Annotated in this window: 16 protein-coding genes; 4 read left to right on the plus strand and 12 right to left on the minus strand. The window is 60.1% G+C overall.

What is annotated here, in order from left to right; genetic code table 11:
- Position 1 precedes the first annotated feature (1 nt).
- The 7 genes from QD357_RS28780 to QD357_RS28810 are packed head-to-tail and all read right to left on the minus strand — an operon-like array spanning position 2 to position 7,406.
- Positions 2–1,231 (minus strand): glycosyltransferase family 4 protein, encoded by a 1,230-nt coding sequence (locus QD357_RS28780; RefSeq protein ID WP_414125594.1) that lies wholly within the window; start codon positions 1,229–1,231, stop codon positions 2–4.
- Positions 1,228–1,968, minus strand: coding sequence for a class I SAM-dependent methyltransferase (locus QD357_RS28785; protein ID WP_183938879.1), 741 nt, complete (start codon positions 1,966–1,968; stop codon positions 1,228–1,230). Before QD357_RS28785 ends, QD357_RS28780 begins: the two co-directional genes overlap by 4 nt.
- Positions 1,968–3,275 (minus strand): glycosyltransferase family 2 protein, encoded by a 1,308-nt coding sequence (locus QD357_RS28790; protein ID WP_414125580.1) that lies wholly within the window; start codon positions 3,273–3,275, stop codon positions 1,968–1,970. Before QD357_RS28790 ends, QD357_RS28785 begins: the two co-directional genes overlap by 1 nt.
- On the minus strand, positions 3,272–4,495 hold the full coding sequence (locus QD357_RS28795; protein WP_414125581.1) for a glycosyltransferase family 2 protein: 1,224 nt from the start codon (positions 4,493–4,495) through the stop codon (positions 3,272–3,274). Before QD357_RS28795 ends, QD357_RS28790 begins: the two co-directional genes overlap by 4 nt.
- The gene (locus QD357_RS28800; protein ID WP_414125582.1) at positions 4,476–6,299 is read right to left on the minus strand and encodes an ABC transporter ATP-binding protein; all 1,824 of its coding nucleotides are present in this window, start codon (positions 6,297–6,299) and stop codon (positions 4,476–4,478) included. The genes QD357_RS28795 and QD357_RS28800 overlap by 20 nt, the downstream gene beginning before the upstream one ends.
- A complete protein-coding gene (locus tag QD357_RS28805) occupies positions 6,296–7,300 on the minus strand; it encodes a glycosyltransferase family 2 protein (RefSeq protein WP_414125583.1) in 1,005 nt (334 codons plus the stop codon). The genes QD357_RS28800 and QD357_RS28805 overlap by 4 nt, the downstream gene beginning before the upstream one ends.
- Entirely contained in the window at positions 7,284–7,406 is a 123-nt protein-coding gene (locus tag QD357_RS28810; RefSeq protein ID WP_414125584.1) for a hypothetical protein, read from the minus strand. The genes QD357_RS28805 and QD357_RS28810 overlap by 17 nt, the downstream gene beginning before the upstream one ends.
- 384 nt (positions 7,407–7,790) lie before the next feature.
- On the opposite strand from QD357_RS28810, the gene QD357_RS28815 reads away from it, so the two are divergent.
- The 3 genes from QD357_RS28815 to QD357_RS28825 all read left to right on the plus strand — a co-directional run bounded on the left by QD357_RS28815 (position 7,791) and on the right by QD357_RS28825 (position 12,971).
- On the plus strand, positions 7,791–10,760 hold the full coding sequence (locus QD357_RS28815) for an NAD(P)-dependent oxidoreductase (protein ID WP_414125585.1): 2,970 nt from the start codon (positions 7,791–7,793) through the stop codon (positions 10,758–10,760).
- A gap of 365 nt (positions 10,761–11,125) precedes the next feature.
- The gene (locus QD357_RS28820) at positions 11,126–11,305 is read left to right on the plus strand and encodes a hypothetical protein (protein ID WP_183938867.1); all 180 of its coding nucleotides are present in this window, start codon (positions 11,126–11,128) and stop codon (positions 11,303–11,305) included.
- A 286-nt stretch (positions 11,306–11,591) separates the two neighbouring features.
- A complete protein-coding gene (locus QD357_RS28825) occupies positions 11,592–12,971 on the plus strand; it encodes an MFS transporter (RefSeq protein WP_414125586.1) in 1,380 nt (459 codons plus the stop codon).
- A gap of 327 nt (positions 12,972–13,298) precedes the next feature.
- Here QD357_RS28825 and soxG read toward each other — a convergent pair whose 3' ends face one another.
- The 5 genes from soxG to QD357_RS28850 all read right to left on the minus strand — a co-directional run bounded on the left by soxG (position 13,299) and on the right by QD357_RS28850 (position 19,685).
- Positions 13,299–13,853 (minus strand): sarcosine oxidase subunit gamma family protein, encoded by a 555-nt coding sequence (gene soxG, locus QD357_RS28830; protein WP_414125587.1) that lies wholly within the window; start codon positions 13,851–13,853, stop codon positions 13,299–13,301.
- A gap of 13 nt (positions 13,854–13,866) precedes the next feature.
- On the minus strand, positions 13,867–16,857 hold the full coding sequence (locus tag QD357_RS28835; RefSeq protein WP_414125588.1) for a sarcosine oxidase subunit alpha: 2,991 nt from the start codon (positions 16,855–16,857) through the stop codon (positions 13,867–13,869).
- Positions 16,854–17,174, minus strand: a complete 321-nt coding sequence (locus tag QD357_RS28840; RefSeq protein WP_183938861.1) for a sarcosine oxidase subunit delta — start codon at positions 17,172–17,174, stop codon at positions 16,854–16,856. Before QD357_RS28840 ends, QD357_RS28835 begins: the two co-directional genes overlap by 4 nt.
- Before the next feature lie 12 nt (positions 17,175–17,186).
- Positions 17,187–18,440 carry a sarcosine oxidase subunit beta family protein gene (locus tag QD357_RS28845; RefSeq protein WP_183938860.1) on the minus strand — a complete coding sequence of 418 codons (1,254 nt, stop codon included), beginning with the start codon at positions 18,438–18,440 and terminating at the stop codon, positions 17,187–17,189.
- A 180-nt stretch (positions 18,441–18,620) separates the two neighbouring features.
- Positions 18,621–19,685: a GlxA family transcriptional regulator gene (locus QD357_RS28850; protein ID WP_414125595.1), complete on the minus strand. Its 1,065-nt coding sequence runs from the start codon at positions 19,683–19,685 to the stop codon at positions 18,621–18,623.
- 363 nt (positions 19,686–20,048) lie between these two features.
- Here QD357_RS28850 and QD357_RS28855 point away from each other — a divergent pair.
- Positions 20,049–20,360, plus strand: a 312-nt coding sequence (locus tag QD357_RS28855) for an ACT domain-containing protein (RefSeq protein WP_414125589.1), incomplete at its 3' end; no start/stop codon positions are given.

The following is a 20,360-nucleotide window of genomic DNA, read 5'->3' on the forward strand; positions in this document are numbered from 1 at the left end:
CTTACCGGCGTGTCGCGGTMAAAAACTCATCGAGAGCGGCGCCGACCGCTTCGATCGAGAATTTTTCCGTCACCCGCTTTCTGGCAGCCGCGCCGAGCCGTGCTCGAAGGACCTTGTCGTCTTTCAATCGCGCCAGGGCCTGCGCAATTTCCTCCGGCCGCTCCTGCCCCACCATCAGACCGCCCGAGGCCTCTCCATCGGCCAGGATATCCGGCAAACCTTGCGCATCCGTGGCAACGACTGGAAGGCTGCAGGCCATCGCCTCCAGTGGCGCAACGGGCATGCCTTCGATGCGGGAGGCTGTGACATAGGCGTCGGCGGCCGAAAGCCAGCGCCGGATCAACGGCCGGTCCGTCGTGTAGCCGGAAAGCCATCGCAAATTCGACGAGCCGCTTTCACGCACGAGCTTTGCGAAGGCGTCGCTATCCTGGCCCGAGCCAATAATCACCAATTGGCTGGTTGAATCGTCGGCAAACCGCCTCCAAGCCTTCAGGAGAACGTCGAGCCCCTTGCGGCGGATATCGATACGGCCGTGATTGAGGACAATGAAGCAATCCTGCGGCAGGCCAAGGCTGTTGCGCGCCTCTATGCGATCCATCGCCTGCCATTCCTCGGTATCCAGCGGATTCGGGATGTCAGCGATGTCGAGCACAATGCGCGGATAGGCCTTGGCGAGGCGCGCGCGCTCTGCGGAGGATGCAACGATCAGGCCGCGGCAAGCGCGCAGGGAAAGCTGTCTCGCAACCGCCTCTATCCGGGACAGCGTGCGATCCCCGCCCTGGAAGGTGGCATAGAGGGGAACGTTGATACGCCGCGCCAGCCACGCAAGCGCGTCGAAGCGAATATACTCATACTCCTGGGCAAGCAGCAGATCGCATCGGGAGCGGCTAAGAATCTCCTGGAAGGCCGCAAGCGGCGTTGCGGTCCAGCGCCGCAGGCTGTAGGCGGCTGGGGAATGGCCTTGCCGGGGCCGCCTTGCCGGGGCGACCCAGATCGGCGTGCCCGTGCCCGAATGCTCGTAGCGCTCGATTTTGGTCACCCGTTCAGATGCGCAGACGATGATCGGCTTGTGGCCTACCGAGCTTAAGGCGGCGGCATAGCCGAACAACCAGCCTCCCGTCATTCGCTCGACGAAATCATTGAGCTCAAGCCCAATCGGGTCGAGAAACTCCTCGATCACATCGCCCCATGGGAAGAGCGCTATGACCTGCGGCGTCCGATGGCCGATCATTTGCGCCAAGCGAATGCCGTCTCCGTGCCACGCGTGGATGGCCGGTGCATCAGATAGCCGACGAGCGTTACGGGCGCCGCTAGCGCATAGAGTACCTTGCGACGGCGACGTCCAATGCGAGAGAACGAGACGTCATGAAAGAACGCCGTGGCGGGATTGATGAATGTTGCCCGCCGTTCCGGCCGCCTGTTGAAAAGAGCCGTCAGTTGCGGGTCGCGGTATCCCCGCCGGACATGGCCCCATTCGCGCATCAACGCGCTCTCATGCGGGCAATAGCGTTTCATCGCGTTGAAATAGGGATAGTGCCAATTCATCTCAGGGGTTGAGATGAGGACATAACCGCCGGGCCGCACCACTCGTAACGCCTCCTGCGCGGCGCGGTGATCATCCTCGATATGCTCCAGCACATCGAACATGGTGACGACATCAAAACTGTTATCGTCGAGCGGCAACGAACAGGCGTCTCCGCAAATGAAGGTCGATCTCGCCCAGGAAGGCTGATGCTCGCCCAGCTCCGGATCGATATCGAGCGTAACGATCTCCGCTTCCGGATAGAGGATGCTGGCAAGGCCGCTGCGACCACCGCCGATTTCCAACACCCGTCCGAAGCCTCCGGTTTCAGCGGGAGCCACGCGGTGGATGGCGCGCATCTTTTCGCGATAGAACAAACCGTCCGTCAGCCCGTTCGGATAAGGGTTCCCGGATAGAAACCGGCCAAGTGGTGCTTTCTTGATCATCACGCTGTTTCCTTGTCAGCAGTCGCGGCGACACCCATCGAGGTTCGCCGCATTCTCCAGCCGAAGCGCAGGAGAAACTGCAGCCCGGCCAGCCAACCCTGCATTTCGGAGGCCAAAATTCCGAGGCGGCCCGGCGGCCCCTCGAAAAGCGACTTGACGAAAGTCTTCACGAAATAGACCGGCAGTTGCTTGCCAATGCGCACAATGTTTCCGCGATCGCCGAAATTGTCATACTGCGCCACGAGGGCCGCCACGTGGCCCTTCATGTAGGCCCTTATCTGCCGCTTCAGACCGGGCCAGTCGCTGCGATGATGGTGGAAGACGACGGCCCGGGGTTCGTAGAGGCAGGTTCCGCCCGTTGCCAGCAGCCGATACCAAAGCTCCGAGTCTTCGGAGCATCCTGCCGCCCCTGCCCCGAGGCGCTCGTCAAACAGGCCGACCCGCTCGAATACGGACCGCCGAAAGGCCATATTAGCACCGGCACCAATCTTCCAGACATGCGCCCCGCTCGGCCGCGTCTCTTCAAAGAAACGCCTGTCAAAGGTGAGCGGTACGAAAGTGTTTCCGAAGCCACCCATGGTGAACTGAAAGCTGCGTTGCGCGACCGTATCGAGGCGCGCCGGCAGCACAAGACCGGTAAACGCCTCAACGTCCCGTTCCGCAAAGGCACGCGCGATCTCCGCGGTCCAGCCTGGATGGGCTTCGACATCATCGTCGGTGAAGGCAATGATATTTAGCCGGCTTGCATGAATTCCGGCGTTTCTGGCCCGGCTCAAGCCAGCGCGCGGCTCATGGACATAGCGAAAATTAGGAAATTGCCCGCACACATCCCTGGCATTCCCATCTTGGGAATTGTCGACGACGATGACCTCCCCCGGAGCGCTGCGTTGTGCCGCCAGGCTGGCAAGGCATTTGCTCAGGGCCGGGCCGCGATCGCGGGTGCAGATCACCACGGAGATATCATGCGCCGGAGCGGACGATGGGGTTGCGAACCCATCGAGGGTTTCGACCAGATTTTCCGCTTCGAGCGCCGCCTCGAGCGACAGCGCCCGCTTCGGCCATCTTTCATAGGTGGCCCGCAACGGTGCGCCCAGCCCGCTGCTGCGTGCTTCCAATTGCGCAGCAGCATATTCGGCGGCGAATTGGCGCAGCTGCGGCGTTCCGTAGGGCAGTTCGTCCTGCAGGGACGCTCGCGCTCCAAGCGGCAGGTCTTTCCACCAGAAGATCGACAATGCGGGCCTGCCATGGCCGCCGGCATCGCCGGCAGCGAGATCGACATGCCTCACATCAAAACTACCTGCGGTCATGGATTGCGCTCCCGGATCGCCTGAATGCGCGCACGCGAGCGGTCATATTCGCCCGCAAGGCCGTAGATTCCGCCCCACAGCTCCGCCATGCCAAAACGCAGGTCATGGCCGCGAAACCGCCCTGCAGCACGAGCAAGCGCCTTCAACTGGTCGAAGAACCACCACCGGACCATGGCGCGATGCTGCGCCCGCAATTCATCGTCGGTGCGATAGCTTTTGACCAGAAAAGCCATCATGCCGAGACCCCAGGTCCAATATTGCCGCCTGAGCTGCGGAATGGTTTCGCGATGCTCGTGATAGACGGCATACTCGGGCTCATAGATCATGGGACGCCCGGAACGCAGCACGCGGTAAAAAATATCGAGATCGCCGCCTCCGGGAAGCGGCGCTCCCGTATCGAGCGCTTCGTCGAAGCCGCCAAGTCTGATCAGCAATGCACGGTCGAAGGCCATGTTGCAGCCGGCACCGAGAACGCCGGACCCCACGGGATGGAGCGGATTGTCAAATCGCGCTTTGTGGAACTCCCGTCGAGCAAAGCCTCGGCCAAACCCGCCTCGTCGCTCGAAAAAGATCTGCGCCTCGGTGTCGAGGCGAAACGGCAGCACGAGGCCCGTAAAGCCGCCGACGCCGAGATTGTCCCGACACGCTTTCGCAAGGCCCGCAAGCCAATTGCGATCCACTACGACGTCGTCGTCCAGATAGGCGATGATATCGCCCCTAGCCGCATGCAGGGCGGCGTTTCGAGCAAAATCCAGCCCCGCCTTCGGTTCGAAAACGTAGCGGATATCCCTGAAGCCCGCGACGGCATCGCGCGTGGCCGTGTCCACCGAGGCATTGTCGATCACGACGATTTCGACGAACTGGAAGGCGGCTTCCGCCCGGACCCGATCGAGCGAGGCTAGCAGCCGGGAAAGACGCTGCGCGCGGTCCTTAGTGCAGATCGCGATGCTGAGGCTTGGCAGCGCCGCCGCTTCCATCGGCTGCCGCTTTCTCAGCTCGTCTTCCAGCTTTGCGACGAGGATGCGCTCGGCAAAGCGCTCGTCCGCAAGGGCTTTCAGCCTTTCGGCCGTCAGCACCGATCCGGCCGGTAGCTCGATCATTTCAAATGCGATGAGCCGACCCCGCCAGCGCGCGATCAAGCCGACCCCATTCTGCTCGGCCGAAAGTTCGATCGGCGCCAAGGGCTCCGACAACTCGATATCAATAAGTTTGTAACTCATCACCCAACTCCCGCCCATTGCGGCGGCCGTGCTGAAATTCATGGAGCCTGGAAAAATGGCCTTGCCGTTTGAAGAGTTCATCCGGCGAGCCGGCCTCGACCACCCGACCCTTTGTCATGACGATGATCTGATCGGCCGCCAGAACGGTCGAAAGCCGGTGAGCGATCACAACAACGGTGCGGTTATGCGAATACTCATCGAGCGCGAGCTGAAACGCCTGTTCGGTTTCGGCGTCGAGCGCGTTCGTCGCCTCGTCCAGGAGCAGAATATCGGGATTTCGAAGTATTGTTCGGGCTAGCGCGACACGCTGCCTTTGTCCGCCCGACAGCCGCATCCCTTCATCGCCTATCCGTGTCTCGTATCCATCCGGAAGCAGTCGGATGAAATCATCCGCCTTGGCAATCTCGGCGGCTTTGCGTATCTCAGCCTCGCCAGCCTCCAGGTCGCCATAGGCGATGTTGGCCGAAATCGCATCGTTGAAGAGATGGACCTCCTGCGACATCAACGACAGGCGCTTGCGCCAACTGCGAAGGTCKAATTCGGGAAGAGGTACGCCATCCGCGATGATCGCACCGGAGGTGGGGTCCATAAAACGAAAAAGCAGCGCCATCACCGTCGATTTGCCTGCCCCCGACTCTCCCACGATCGCGGTGGTCTTGCCCGCGGGAATGCTGAAGGAAACCTCCTGCAGGGCGAGCGGCTGGCCGGGTGCGTAGCGGAACGAGACATTCCGAAACTCGACGGCATTCCCGAACTGCGGCGCCGGCAGATGCCCCTCCGATAGAAAAGGCCTCTCCGTCCTCTGCAGAAAATCGTCAACGTCGTCGATGCTGCCGGTAAGCCCGTCCAGTGCAATCTTCGACTGCAGCAATTCCCGGGTCGGACCTTGAAGACGGTATAGCAACGACAGAAAGGCGGCCAATGCAGCAATCCCCAAGCCGACCGACTGCGCCACGAGAACGAGCGCGCCGATCAGGATTGTGATCGAGATTTCCGAGACAGGCCCGGGCGTCGCCCATAACATATCGAGCTTCAGCAGACGTCTTCGCACGTTGTCCGAAGTCTTCAGGAACCGATTGCGTTCATAGTCTTCCTGGGCGAAAGCGCGGATCAATTGCAGCGCGTTGATGCTTTCCCACATCCTAAGGCCGAACTGCTTGTTCTCTTCGACAACGGCCTTGCCGGTCTCGTCGGCCTGGCGCGTGGCGAGACGAATGGCCATGGCGCCAAGCAGCAGGAACATCATCGAGAAGAAAGTCAGCGGGATGGAAATCAGCAGCATAAGCAGAATGAAGACGACGAACGTGCAGAAGCAGATCATCAATCGATAGGCGAGGCTCAGTGCCTGGCTGACCTTCCAGGTGTTGTTGGCAATGGTCGTGATGATATCCGAGCGCTTGTTTTCCACCCTGTAGTCGATGCACGAACTTATCGTCTGGTCGAAGACCCTCGCTCTCAGCCGATGCGCAACGAGGCCGTCGACATAGCGGGTCACCCAGGTGTTGATGAGATGGACCGCATTCTTCAGGAGGATGCTGATGCACAACACTCCGACCAGGAATCCCGTCAAATGCTGTTGCGGAACAGGCGCCAGGAGGTGGTCGAAAATTCGCTGCCATTCCCCCTCCTGCGCCGTTGCAGCACCGAGGCTCTGAATGAGGGGAATGAAAAGAAAGAGCCCGGCACCTTCGAGGACCGCCGCGGCGAGCCCGAGTCCCACGATGGTCGGACCGGCCCACGCAGGTGCTCCTGCGAGACCGAAGAGCCGTCGCAATCGCTTGAAGAGGGAAGTGCCCGACGTCACTGGACCGTCTCCGTATAGAGAGGTCGGAACTCGGCATTCTTGCTACGCAACCTCTTCAGGCGAGCCTTGATCCAATTGGGAACCAGCCTGGCCCGGCAATAGACATCCAGCATGTTCGGCAGGTTCGAAATCGCCAGGCGTGGCTCCAAAGCCAAAAATCGTTTCAACAGATCACAGCCATCGAAAAACCGCCCGCTGACAAAGGCGCGGATGACCAGCCAATGAATCATGTMGACCAAATGCGCGTCGAGATCGGCGTCGTACTGCGGATATTTCTTGCGATACTCGGCAAGGACGATTTCACACGAACGAAGCATCTGCTTGACGTCACTCGACATGTTCGTGTTCGTCATGCGGTAGCCGACAAGGTGTTGCTGCACGACGCGAAATTCGTAGCTCTCCGCAATTCTGAGACAGATCAGAAGATCCTCGCAGCCCTGGGCTTTCCGAGCCCTCAGCGAGGGGTCGAATTTCCCGGCTTTTTCGAAGGCGGATCGGCGCATGAGCATCGAGCTGCCATTGCCGACGAAATTGTTCCTGCACATGCGTTGAAGCACGTGCCCTTCGGCGCTCGGCTGGTTATGGAGCGAGAATACGCGGCTATCCTCGTCGATAAGAGCGTACCAGCAATAGGCCAATCCTGCCGACGGGCCGCCCTTATCGAGGGCTTGCCATTGAAGAGCGACCTTTGAGGGAGCCCATAAATCGTCGGCATCGACAAACGCCAGAAACTCGGCGTCAGTCGCAGCCGCGCCGGTGTTGCGTGCTGCGGCGACCCCGCTGTTGGTCTGCCGGAGCATCCGAATCCGCCGGTCTTGTTTCGCATAAGCGGCTACGATCGACGTCGAACTATCCGACGAACCGTCATCGACGACGACGATGTCCAATGCCTGATGCGTCTGCTGGCAGATACTGGCCAAGGTCGCACCGATTGTTCGCTCGGCATTGAACATTGGCACCACGACCGCGACTGTGGCACTTCGCTCACTTCCCACGATCATTGCAGCCCTTAGCGCGGACGTCGGCCAACACGGCGGCGTCGCTCACGGAAATCATAGCGAGTGCCGAGGCGGGGATGCCGTTCTTGGGGACGTCATTCATGTTCATCGACCTTCTCCGCATGCTTCGCAAAAGCGGGCGGTGACGCCGCTTTCTTTGCCGGGAGGAACTGGAGCAGCGGTTGGTACAAATCCATGGCATTCGGACCAAAGATTGCGTCTTCGGACGTAAGTCCTACGATTGAATGGGACTTTGGTCTGATAAAGAACGAAAACCCAGCTGCCCATCGTCTTTAGCAGGCCTTACGAGGCGACGAAGACGGAGTGGATTGGCAAGATGACCCTGTTTCTTAGGCCCTTTGCCGTGCGTGATGTCGCATTTTGGTCCGAATAGGTTCGAATCTGCACGACGCGTTTTGCTGATTTCTCCAACACTATAAGCGGAACGGCCCAGCGCAGACGGCGCTGCCGAATTGGGAGTAGAGGGTTTTACATGATCTCCGACGCAGAATTGCATGCCAATCGGCTTGATGCGCTTGAACAGACAAAGGATGGCGCTCCTCCGATACCCTCGAACCCATTCTTCGGCGTTGGGCCGATTACCGACGCTACGCTTGATGAGGTCGACAGCAGGCTGCGGCGCTTTGAATTTGATCGTTGGATCGAAAAGACCTACCGAAAGCTGGACGATACCGGAAAGGACATCGGTCCGTTCACAACGGCTGAGCTGGCGCGAAGCATGCATCGTGGATACCCGGCAGATAAGATCCTGCTGGATATGATGCGGGCAATTCACCGCTACTTTGAGTTTCCGAAGTCCAACCGGGTCGCTGTCGGGCTCGGCGGCGGCCATAGCGGCTATACCGTGTGCGTCCAGCACTTGTTGAATGCCAACGACGCGGGCCAGCGGGTCTATGTCGACACGCCGCKACCGGAAAGCGGTGGCGCGGGAGCTTCCGGTTTTTTCCGGCAGTCCTGGGCAACCCAGCTTATCGAAATGCACCGATTTGCCGAAAAGGGCGATGAAAGCCGCATCCATTTCGCGGAAAAAGAAGGCGCAATCCCGTCTGCAAAGCGCCTGGCCGAGCTCGGGATCTCCATCTTCGTCGGTGTAGGCCACGAAACCACCGGTGCGAACTCCTACACCAACGAAGAAATCAACGAACTTTTGGCGTGGCTGGATGGCGATCCCGAAAACAGGCACGCGGTCTTCGATGCCACATCGATGCTTGGCGCAATGCCCTGGTCGCCCGAGACGGTGCGCGCCGTGATGGCCAAGTGCTGCCTGTTMATGCCGTTCCAGAAAGCGATCGGCGGCATCTCCGGCTACTTCATCGCGTCCTTCACGCCGGCTGCTCTTGCGCTTATCGAACGCAACCAGAGCAATCCCTCCTGGGCAATACCGCGTCAGTTGAAAATCGCCCCGCCGCTCGATCCGAAGCAGCCGCTTTCCAGCAAGCGCTCGGTCGACGCCGGCCCGTTCTACGACGCTCAGGAAGACAAGATGCTCGGCGGGGTTATCAATACCTACAGCACCTTGGCATTTGCCGAGACGACCTTTGGCCTGCTGCAAACTGAACGGCGCGTGGGCTCGGTGATTGAACTCAACAAGCGCTCGGCAGGCAACCGCATCGTCGTCAACGAGTTGGTTGAAAAGAACCCGCTGTTCAGCCTGGTGGTCAGCGAAGAGGAGCGTCGCGGCGCTGCCGTCACACTCCTGAAGGTCAACGACGGCGCCATCTCGTCGTCCGACCTGCATGCCCGCATCATCGCCCGCTCGAAGCAGATACTGGGCTATGAGGGTATCACCCATCCGAACGGCACTCATGAGACCGGGCTCGATGCGGCGCGGTATGTCAACGCGTTCCCTGGAACGCCCGGCGATTACCGGGCATGGATTGGCGGCATTCGCGAACCGTCTGACATCACGGCACTGCTCGAAAATCTGAAATATGCCTATCTCCGGGCCAAGATCGTCGTCCTGGAGGAGGAGCTTGAGCGGAGAGGCCGCCAGGTCGAATATTCCCTAGCCGGCAACAATTCCGCAGAGAGCACCCGTGCAGGCACCTTCAAGGTATTGATCGCAGACGCCATCGGCCTGCGCTTCGATGCCAAGGGGCGCCTCGACCATAGCGAACTCGCCGCCTATATCGCCGAAAAGAATGGCGTTTTCCATGAGACGTCGATCCAGACGGCAGACGTCGCGAATGACGGCAAGATCCACTTCTTCTATCAGCCCCACCTCAGCAAGGCCGATGAGATCCTCGCTCAAACCGATCGGGGCCAATACGATGCCGTCATCGCAGCCGCGACGTTCATCCCGTCCGACGCCAAGTTCCGCCTTGGCGGGGTACGCATCGGCACCGGAACCGGCAATATGGGCGCAGCCTCCTGGGGCGGTCCTAACGGCGAAGGCGGCGAGGCGCCGCTCATGAACACGCCGGGCATCAATAGCCGGGCGACGGCGCAGATGGCGATCAAGGCATTGCTCAAGGTAACGCCCGATCTTCCGGTTGGCGAACTGCATGAGCGTGTCATCAAGGGTGATTTCGACACCGGGAAAAACCTGGCGGAATACCCGACGGAAAAACTCGAAGGCAAAAGAGTCGCCATTCTTGGCTACGGCAACATCGGACGCGAACTCGCACGGATCGCCAAGGCTTTTCATATGAGCGTGGTTATTTACGCTCGCCCGACCCATCGCTACAATATTCTGGCTGAAGGCTACGAATATGCAGAAAGCCCGGTTGCCGCAGCCAGCGGAGCCGACGTTCTTTCCGTGCATCTCGGCCTCGGTCGGCAGGATCCGGTCACGAGAGCATTCTCGAACGCCGGATTGGTCGATCGGAACGTCTTGCTCGCGCTCAATGACAGGGCCGTTCTGATCAACTACGACCGCGGCGAACTCGTTGATGTCAATGCGCTTGACGAAGCCTTGGCTTCGGGCAAGGTCCGGCATGCGGCGATCGATGCGGATATCTTCAAAAGCGAGGACGGTCCGACGGGTCCCATGAAACCCTATCTTTCGCTGTTGCCGAAACATGCGGACAAGCTGGAACTCTTGCCGCATGCCGCCGCCGACACCGACCACCCGACGCGCGTCGCCGGCGCCAAGCAGGCCGTGGATCAGATCGTCGATGCCATTCGGAACCGGGCGATCACAAATCTCAAGGGCGATCTTCCCGAGGGCTATGTATCGAAGGGTGCGAGAACCGCGCCGGGAATTGGCTACGTCACGCGGGCGGACATGGTCCAAGTCGCCGACGATGCGAATCTGTTGACCGACTTGCGCCTGGCAAGCGAGAAGATCGCTTCGATCGTGGGGGCGCTAAACGCGGTMGCCGACGATGCTCATCGTGCCCGCATCATTGATCGCTATCGGTCGCTGCTCGCTGACAGCGCGCTGAAGCAATATAATCTGCTCAAGGAAGCCGGACTGCTTGCTCCGGCAGCCAAAGCCTAATGATCCTTATACGGCTTCACTGACGACTCTATCGACCGGGCGCACTAACCGCCCGGTCGATAGCCAGAGTTTCTGACTACAGGCCCGAATCGACATCCGCGATTTTCGCAAGTGCGAAGCGAACAATCACGCCACAGCCATTGCCTCTTTGTGCCCACGAGCACCGGCGCAAGTCTGGATTGACTGCCCGCCGGGTAGGCCAGACCTACCCACCTCCTCCAGCCGCCACCCATCCAGGCCATCCATTGGCTGCACATCTGGCATTCTTTTCTGCCTAAACGAGTGTTGTGCAGACATGCCAGGAAAGGCAATTTTAGCGCGAGGAACAGTCCGCCCGCGGACGCGCTGCATGCATCGGAGGAAACATGCAAGGCTACAACCATCCTTTCATACCTAGCCGTATTCACATTCCAGAGCAGAAGTTCCAGGCGGTGAAACTGCCGATGGAAGATATGCATTTCCGGCACCGCCTAGAGCTGAAATTTTCGCCGCTCCCCACCGTGAAAAAGCTATTCACGAACCAGGACGATCACGCCTCGGCCTGACGATACGGCTGGCGTTTTGGTGGCCGGCTATTGATGAGCTGTTGGGGCTAACCGCCCCCGACGCCGAAATCACGGTCCTCGACGCCATCCCGACGATCTCTCTGCACGTCTCTCGACTCACGACGAGTTCGATCCTGATTTCGGACATCGGATCGACAACGAGCGGAGCGCAGCCGCTTAGCCAAAGCAGGCGGAAGAGCGATCTGGCGGCGCATGCGAACCGCCATGCAGCGCGATCCGAGCGCATCCACACAGTCCAGCCCCAAGGAAAATAAGGAGGAACACCATGTCAATATTGGACAAAACAGCGGCGATTTCGATCGAAACCGCCGAGGAGGAAACGTCTGCGGCGTTCAAACGACGCTTTATGCTGAGGATGATCATCGTTCTTACCGGCGGCATGTTCTTGGACGGCTATATCCTCGGGATCGTCGGACCGGTGTCTGGCAAAATGACTGCTGATCTCGCCATTTCGCCATTCTGGGAGGGCCTGATCGCCGCGGGCGCATTGTTCGGCATTCTGATCGGCTCTCCGCTTGGGGGCTGGGCCGGCGACAAATATGGCCGCAAACCGCTGTTCATGATGGACATGGCGCTGTTCCTATTGTCCTCGATGATGCAGCTCTTCGTCGGCGCCGTGCAATTTTTCGTGGACTCGCCCATGCAGCTATTCATCGTGCGTCTGCTGATGGGCATCGCGATCGGCGCCGAGTATTCCGTCGGCTGGCCATTGATGTCGGAATTCGCGCCTGCCCGGCTGCGTGGGAGGCTCATGGGCCTGACGCTTATAGCCTGGTACGCCGGATTCATGATTGCCTTCATCGTGGGCTATTTGCTCAACGAGTATACGGACCTCGGCTGGCGACTGATCCTCGGCACAAGCACGCTGATCTCGGTAGCCTTATTCCTCGGTCGGCTCGGCATGCCGGAATCGCCACGCTGGCTTTGGAACCAGGGGCGTACCGAACAGGCCCGCGCGATCGCCAACCGATATCTGGAAAGCTCCGCCGACACGGCTGATATGGAGCACGAAGGTAGCCACCAGAAGGGCAGCTTCGGGATGCTGTTCTCCCGTCGGTATTGGCGAGCCACTCTGTTCGTATCGGGATTCTGGTTCTGCGCCGTCACGCCATACTTCGCGATCGCCACATTCGCCGATAGCGTGCTGCAGAAATACGGCCTCGGCGGTGGGCTGGCCGGTGGGGTGGGGCTCTCCGCTGTCGCTTTKGCCGGAAGCGTGACCACGGTTCTCCTGATCGAAAAGTGCGGCCGTCGTACGCTGACCGCACCACCACAATGGATTGCCACCGTGCTGCTTGCGGTTCTCGGCCTATGGGCAGGCGCGCCGGCGATGGTCGTGCTCGCCCTGTTCCTCACATTCTCCTTCTTCAATGCAGGGTACGGCACGCTGACCAGCATCTACCCGGGCGAGGTCTTCCCGACGGAGATCCGCGGAATCGGCACAGGCTTTGCGGCCGCCGTCAGCCGCGTCGGGGCCGGCCTCGGCACCTTCCTGCTGCCGTGGTCCATGACCAACCTCGGCACATCGGGGACGATGCTGATTGCTGCCGGCATCGCCGGTGTCGGAGCCGCCCTGTCGCAATGGCTAGCGCCCGAGACGAAGGGCAAGAGCCTCAGCGAGACGGCCGCCGGCTTCTCGCACTAAAGGTTMGCGACCCCGCGGGCACATCAAAGTCCGGCAAGATGTGTCGAACAAGAGTTAGAGCAAAGAGGCGTTCCCGCTTGAACGCACTTTGCTCTAGTCTCGCAATTGCCCAATCTTCGAGAACCTATTCCGAGCGTTGGGAGCCACCGCCGAGGCCAGCCTCCTGGCTCCAAGGCTGCGTTCGACCTTTTCAGAGCAACGCCAACCCTCTCCGCGAAATGATGTCTGTCGCGATTCCTCTCAGAATCTGGCGAACCACAGTCGACAAACGTTTCGGAAATGCTCAGCTCGGGAAAGCGTCGAAACGTAGCGAGGACCCTTTACGGATCACGCGTGTTCGGCGGCAAGTTCCTTACAGCCAGTTTCCAGCAGATGGCCGAGATGCGGCGCGAAGCTGTTCCAGATATCCATGCGGAAACGGTCTTCGGCATCACGCCAAAGCACCACCGTGGCCCCGTCGAAGACTGTCCTGCGGCTTTCGCCGACGGGGATGGTTTCAATGTCGCGCGGGCAACCAAGGGTCAGAAGCTCCGCAGCCATCGGCCCTTCGATCAGCAGTGTGACTTCACGCCCGGAAATATCGACCAGGCTGTGCGGGTGATGCTCATAGATCGCGGCACATGCAGCAATCAGCTTGGCCATTTGCTCCGGGCAGGACAGGATTATCCATTCGTCAGGACCAAGCCGAACGGCCTCGGCTTCGGCATTCTTGGCGCGCCGGCCTATGATATCGGGCAAGGGCAGACCAAAAGCCGTGTTCAGTGCTTTGAGATCACCACGAGCGCGCAGCGAGAGGCGCCCCCGTTCGGGCAGAACACTGACCCGCGCCGCTCTTGTTTCGACCAAAATGCCGGGGGTGAGGGAAGAAATCTTTACGCTCATCTTCGGCTCCGGATCAGATTTTCAGGCGGATGTTTTCGGGATCGACGAAGACGGTCCCGGTGATTTTCGCGGCGATGGTGCGCTCGGGCATCGGGATATGGACGGTCTCGCCCATTCGATCGTGCCCGCCTTCGACCAGCGCCAGCGCAATCGGCCGGCCGGCCGCGTCCGAATGATAGGACGACGTCACATGCCCTACCATCGTCATCGGAAGTGGCTGTTTCGGATCGAAGACGATCTGCGCACCCTCCTCGAGCTTGGAACGGTCCTCCGTCAGCAGGCCCACAAGCTGCCTGCGACCCTTCGCCACCAGATCGGGGCGGGCAAGACCGCGCTTGCCGACGAAGTCGGGTTTATTGCTGCCCACGGCCCATCCCATGGCCGCGTCATAGGGGGTGACCGTGCCGTCAGTATCCTGACCGACGATGATGTAGCCCTTCTCGGCGCGCAACACATGCATGGTCTCGGTCCCATAAGGCGTGATGCCGTATTGCTGCCCCGCATCCCACAGGATCTTCCAGAGCTTCAGGCCGAGGGGAGCGGGCACGTTCACCTCGAACCCGACCTCGCCGGTGAAGCTGACCCGGAAGAGACGTGCCGGAATGCCTGCGACTGTGCATTCCGCGCAGGACATATGCGGGAAAGCAGCATCGGTGAGATCCAGACCCTCGACCAGCGGGGCCAAAAGCTTGGCCGCATTCGGACCGTTGAGCGCGATGGTGGACCATTGCTCGGTGGTCGAGGTCAGCCAGACATTCAGGTCGGGCCATTCGGTCTGGAGAAAATCTTCCATCATGTTCAGGACACGCGCCGCGCCGCCGGTGGTGGTGGTGACATGGAAGCGGTCCTTGGTGATGCGCCCTATGACGCCATCATCGCGGATGTAGCCGTCGTCGCCCAGAAGCAGGCCATAGCGGCAGCGTCCCGACACGAGCTTGGTCCAGGGGTTGGTGTACATGCGGTTCATGAACTCGACCGCATCCGGGCCGACAACTTCGATCTTGCCGAGGGTGGAAGCGTCGAAGATGCCCACACTCGCACGCACTGCGCGGCATTCGCGGCTGACGGCGGCGTCCATATCCTCGCCCTGCTTGGGGAAATACCGGGCGCGGCGCCATTGTCCGACCGGTTCGTAGACTGCCCCATGTGCCTCGGCCCAGGCGTCGATCTGCGTCTTGCGGGTGATCTCGAAATGATTGCCGCGATGATAACCTGCAAACGCCCCGAAGGTCGTTGGTGTATAGGGCGGCCGGAACGTGGTCAGACCAACCTCAGGCTGGCGTTTGCCAAGCGCATCGGCGGCGATATTCAGGCCGTTGATGTTGGACATCTTGCCCTGATCGGTCGCCATGCCATTGGTGGTGTAGCGCTTCACGTGCTCGATCGAGCGCATTCCCTCGCGTACCGCCAGACGCAGGTCCTTGGCAGTMACATCGTTTTGATAGTCGACAAAGGCCTTTGCCTTGCCGGGATAGCGGTCCGTCGGCAGTTCGGTGTGCGACACGCCACTGCCCTTGCGATCGGCGGCCACCGTGTAGCTGACCGGAGCACTTGTCTTGGCGAGCGCGGCGGCGATCTCGCGGCCACGCTCAGCGCCGTCCTTCAGCGCCGCCTCGACGCCCCAGAGCCCCCGCCCCGCTCCCGCGATCACGCAGTCTTCGCGTGTCATCGCCGGCAGGAAGGTGGTGCGATCGTCGTCCCATGCGATCTTGCCCTGGGTATGCGAAAAGAGATGCAGCGACGGCGTCCAGCCGCCGGACATCAGCAGGGCATCGCATTTGATCGCCTGCCCCGCGCCGACCGAACCACCACGAACCGGATTCACCCGGACCGAACTTACGCGCAGCCGCCCCGACGTCGCCGTCACCGTATGGGACAGCTTGACCGGAATACCCAGGGTACGCGCCTGGTTCACCAGATCCTGCCGCACATCGGCGCGGGTATCGACGATTGCCTGAATGCGCGCGCCCGCATCGTGAAGATCGAAAGCTGCATACCAGGCGCTGTCATGGCTGGTGACGACGACAGGCGCATTGCCGACCTTGACACCATAACGATTGAGATAGGTCTGCGCCGCTCCCGCCAGCATCACACCCGGACGGTCGTTGCCGTGAAAGACCAGCGGCTTTTCCAGCGCGCCCTGCGCCAGCACCACCTGCCGCGCCCGCACCCGCCACAGGCGCTCGCGCGGCGTATCCTTGGGCAAAACCTCCAGATGATCGGTCAAGCGTTCGCACAGGCCGATCATGTTCTGATGGTAATAGCCGATGGCCGTGGTGCGGGTCATGATCCTCACCCCCATCCCCTTCAGAGCCTTCAATTCCGCGGCCAGCCAGTCCCATGCCGGGCGGCCATTGATCTGCACCTGAGGCTCAGACAGCAAGGTGCCACCCGCCTCGGGATTTTCATCTACCACGACCACCTTTAACCCATCGACCGCCGCCGCCCGCGCCGCCGCCAGGCCGGCAGGCCCCGCGCCAACTATCAGCACATCGCAATGCATGTTGCGCGAAGCATAGGTGTCAGGGTCTTCCTCGGTCGGGGATACGCCAAGACCGGCGGCCGCCCGGATGAAAGGCTCATAGACCTTGTTCCAGAAGCTCTTCGGCCACATGAAGGTCTTGTAGTAAAAGCCGGCCGAAAACAGCATGTAGGCCGCATCGTTGACCGCGCCCACATCGAATTTCAGGCTGGGGTATCTGTTCTGTGACGTGGTTTCGAGCCCGTTCCAGATCTCATGCACCGTGGCGCGGGTATTCGGCTCGAACCGGCCAAGCCCACGGCGCGTGCCGATCAGCGCATTGGGCTCTTCGGACCCCGCCGCCACAGGACCGCGCGGACGGTGATATTTGAACGACCGTCCCATCAGGTGGACGCCATTCGCCAGGAGCGCGGAGGCAACCGTGTCGCCCTTCAAGCCGCGATAGGTCTTGCCGTCAAAGGCGAAGGTGACGGGACGCCCCGGATCGACGCGGCCACGGCCGAAAACACGATATTGGTTCATTTCAGCACCTCAAGATCGGTTGGCACCCCGGGCAGCGGAGCAAGTTCAGGGCGAGGTTTGCCCGCCGGATAGGTTGTCAGGAAGCGGTCGCTGACCGTGTCGCGCACGGCATTGAAGAACCGGCCGCAGCCATGCAGATGCCGCCAGCGTTCGTAATGCGGCCCTTTCACGTTGGTGCGAATGAAGAGGTATTCCTGCCACTGCGCGTCGGTCTGGGAGGAAGGATCAAGCGGGCGCGCAATGTGCGCTTCGCCGGCATAGGTGAACTCCGCCTCGGGCAAGGTTTCATTGCAATAGGGGCAACGGATCAAAAGCATGGGTGAGCTCCCTCAGTGCGCCACAGCCGCCGCGGCGGCCTCATCGATCAGGCGGCCGGTACGGAAACGATCAAGCGTGAATGGTGCGTTGATCGGATGAGGCTCGTTCTTGGCAATAGTCCAGGCGAAGGTATGCGCCGCGCCTGGCGTCGCCTTGAACCCGCCGGTCCCCCAGCCGCAATTGACATACAAGCCTTCGACCGGCGTCTTGCCGAGAATGGCAGAGCGATCGGGTGTCACATCGACGATGCCACCCCATTTGCGCAGCATCCGCATGCGGTTGAAGATCGGGAAGATTTCCACAATCGCGGCGATCGTATGCTCGATCAGCGGCAGTCCGCCGCGCTGCGAGTAAGACGTGTACTGGTCCGTACCGGAGCCGATAACAAGCTCGCCCTTGTCGGACTGGCTGATATAGGCGTGAACGGCATTCGACATGACCACGCAGGGGAAAATCGGCTTGACCGGTTCGGAAACCAATGCCTGCAGCGGGAAGCTTTCAAGCGGTAACTGCACCCCGGCGGTATCCATGACGACAGACGTATGACCCGCTGCCGAAACGGCGACCTTCTTCGCCTTGATGAAGCCCTTGACGGTCTCCACACCCGCGACGGAGCCGTCCGGTTTGCGGCGAATACCGATAACCGGGCAATTCTGGATGATATCAACACCGCGTGCGGCGGCACCGCGCGCATAGCCCCAGGCCACGGCATCGTGACGCGCCGTGCCTGCGCGCTCCTGCAAGGCTCCGCCCATTATCGGATAACGCGCATTGGGCGACAGGCTGAGCGGCGGGCAGAATTCCTTGCATTCTTCTGGGCTGAGCCAGCGGTTATCGACGCCGTTAAGGCGGTTTGCATGGATATGGCGCTTGAAGCTTTGCACGTCATGCACCGTATGGGCCAGCATCAGGCAGCCCCGGCGCGAATACATGACGTTGTAATTGAGTTCCTGGCTCAGCCCCTCCCAAAGGTCGACGGCGTGATCGAAGAGGCGAGCACTTTCGTCATAGAGATAGTTGGAGCGAATGATCGTCGTGTTGCGGCCGGTATTGCCGCCGCCGAGCCAGCCCTTGTCGATCACGGCGACATTGGTGATGCCATGCTGCTTGGCCAGGTAATATGCCGCCCCGAGACCATGGCCGCCCGCACCGACGATGACCACATCATATTCGGCCTTCGGCTGGCTGTCGGGCCATTGCTCGGTCCAATGTTTGTGCCCCGTCAGGGCATTCTTGAGGAGAGAAAATGCGCTAAAACGCGTCATATCGTTAGCCGCCACTTCAAGAGAAAGACTGGGCGGCAGTATACTTACATCAGCAAATGCTTCCGGAACTTTCGCGCCAGTTGACTTGAATGAATGCGCCATGCGCACCGCTACTTGGCCACAGCAACGTCATTCTGGCACGCATGTACGAGCGATTTGGTTGTCTCAGAGGACTTCTATTTACGCGTACGCGGGTCCGCGCGGCTCTCCTTCCAGATCTTCACCCACACCCTGCGATCTGCGGATATCGAGCGGCGCGCAATTGAAATGACGGCGGAACATGCGGCTGAGATGGGACGAGTCACAGAAGCCGCATTCGACGGCAATGGATGCCACTGATTTCTGCGTGGTTTCGATCAGACGGCGCGCCAATGAAAGCCGCACTCCGAGAAAAACGGTCTGGGGAGAGTTGCCAAGTTCTGCTCGAAAGTGCCTCTCCAGTTGTCGTTTGCTGTTTCCCATACGGCGCGCGATATCGCTGATCGAGAGAGGCGTGTCGATATTCTGCTGCATGATGAGCAGCGCGCGTTTCACCATCGGATCTTGCGTCTTCAGATCGATTGGAATTCCCGGCTGCGGTTTTTCCGGATGGAGCGCATCGTCTATGATCATGATGTGCAGGCTCTTGCTCGCCTGTGCCCGTCCAACATGTTTTTCGACGAGATGCGCGGCAAGATGGGCTGAACTTACGCCGCCCGAACATGTGAGGCGATTTCTATCGATGACGAAAATCTGGTCGGAAACCGGCGTTAGACCGTCGAACTGCTCAAGAAAATCCGTGTGGTGGAACCAGCTCACGCAGCACTTATGTCCATCCATCAAACCGGCGCGGTGGAGGATGAATGCTCCGGTACATATGCCGACCAGCGGCACGCCGGCAGCGGCAGCCTTCTGCAGATATTGAATATAGTTTGCGCTGATGTTGGGTATCTCGTCGATCAGCCCCCCGATAACGGCGATATAGTCGAATTTGGCGGGGTCACCCAGCCGTTCGTTCGGCTGCACGGAAACGCCACAACTCGACTGGACTGCACTCATCGTGTCCGAGAGGATTGCCCACTCGCACATGATGGGCCGGCTTCGGTCGCCTTCATCAGCGGCGAGCCTCAGCACGTCAACGAAATTGGCGAAGGCACACAATGTGAATCGCTTGGCCAAGATGAAGCCCACAGAAAGGCGTGGCCCTTCACCTCTCTTCCTGAGGATTCTTGAGGCGACTGCGTGGGGTCGAGGCTCCTGCACCATTTTCAAAGTTGCCCCGCTTGTTCTTTTGGAAGTGTCGTAGTGATAGTCTTCCTTTGACGCAAATGTACTGTGCAGCGACGACATTTGTCACAATAGTTCCGTCAATTTCGCAGAAAGCGCTCCATGATCGGTCAAAGCGATGATGCTTCGCCAAGTCGTAAGCTCATATCGCCCGGGATATCCCGTCGCCAACACGCGGGCGAACGGCCTGGCGAGAATGCGAAACGGGAAGAAGCGACAGGCTGACTTTATGTAGCGCGTTCTTGACAGCAGCGCGCCGCTGGTGCCCAAGGGAGGCGGCGACAAGGTTGTGCGTGAGACATTGACATCAACATTCGGCATCAACGGATTGGACCTCTACCGATGAAACAATATGTTCTACGGGTATCCTGCACATCGACGCGCGGGATCGTTGCGGCGATAGCGAATTATCTGGCCGATCAAGGCTGCAACCTCGTCGACTCCAGCCAGTTCGACGATCTCGATACCGGTAAGTTCTTCATGCGGGTCTCCTTCCTCTCCGAAGAAGCGGTCAACCAGCAGAAGCTGGTCGAGGGCTTCAAGCCGGTCGCCGAGGCCTTCGAGATGGATGCCGAGATCTACGATGCCCAGAAGCGCATGAAGGTGCTGTTGATGGTGTCGCGTTTCGGCCATTGCCTCAACGACCTGCTGTAC

Source organism: Rhizobium sp. BR 317 (genome assembly GCF_047445835.1).
Classification (GTDB): Bacteria; Pseudomonadota; Alphaproteobacteria; order Rhizobiales; family Rhizobiaceae; genus Rhizobium; species Rhizobium paranaense.

Coding starts and splice junctions, on each gene's coding strand:
- QD357_RS28840 (WP_183938861.1), bottom strand. CDS start 17,174: ATGCTTTTGATCCGTTGCCCCTATTGCAATGAAACCTTGCCCGAGGCG.
- QD357_RS28790 (WP_414125580.1), bottom strand. CDS start 3,275: ATGACCGCAGGTAGTTTTGATGTGAGGCATGTCGATCTCGCTGCCGGC.
- QD357_RS28820 (WP_183938867.1), top strand. CDS start 11,126: ATGCAAGGCTACAACCATCCTTTCATACCTAGCCGTATTCACATTCCA.
- QD357_RS28845 (WP_183938860.1), bottom strand. CDS start 18,440: ATGACGCGTTTTAGCGCATTTTCTCTCCTCAAGAATGCCCTGACGGGG.
- soxG (WP_414125587.1), bottom strand. CDS start 13,853: ATGAGCGTAAAGATTTCTTCCCTCACCCCCGGCATTTTGGTCGAAACA.
- QD357_RS28810 (WP_414125584.1), bottom strand. CDS start 7,406: ATGAACATGAATGACGTCCCCAAGAACGGCATCCCCGCCTCGGCACTC.
- QD357_RS28785 (WP_183938879.1), bottom strand. CDS start 1,968: ATGATCAAGAAAGCACCACTTGGCCGGTTTCTATCCGGGAACCCTTAT.
- QD357_RS28795 (WP_414125581.1), bottom strand. CDS start 4,495: ATGAGTTACAAACTTATTGATATCGAGTTGTCGGAGCCCTTGGCGCCG.
- QD357_RS28850 (WP_414125595.1), bottom strand. CDS start 19,685: ATGGTGCAGGAGCCTCGACCCCACGCAGTCGCCTCAAGAATCCTCAGG.